Genomic DNA, 399 nt, shown 5'->3' on the forward strand with positions numbered 1-399 from the left:
GGTCTAGCGATACATGCTCTAAGCAGCTTAATTTTACACACACTATCAAACTGAAGGCTTATTTCCCTTCTCTGATATATTTCAAAGCTCTTTGCAGATGTGCATCTTCTACTCCAACCAAATCTTTGGCAGAGGCTTTAAAATAAATATCAGGTTTGATGCCAACACGCTGGGTTTGTCGTCCATCTGGATAAAAAATACCATTTCCTGTGAAGCTGAAATGATAGCCTCCGGGCAGAGTCAACCTTTTAACATCACCATCAGCACCCGCCGTTTGACTACCGATAATGGTTGCATTGGCGTTGAACTGACGTAGCATCATAGTAAACCACTCGCCCATGCTTTGAGTATTTTCGTCTGTTAAAATTACTATTTTGCCTGAATACAAATCTCCCATAC

The 399-nt window shown here is 41.1% G+C and carries 1 protein-coding gene; it reads right to left on the bottom strand.

Annotated features, from left to right (window positions below; genetic code table 11):
- Positions 1 to 58: 58 nt before the first annotated feature.
- A partial coding sequence (locus OQZ33_RS24160) for a S41 family peptidase (protein WP_265802133.1) occupies positions 59 to 399 on the bottom strand: 341 nt, incomplete at its 5' end.

It is taken from the genome of Pedobacter sp. MC2016-05 (assembly GCF_026239735.1).
Lineage (GTDB): Bacteria > Bacteroidota > Bacteroidia > Sphingobacteriales > Sphingobacteriaceae > Pedobacter.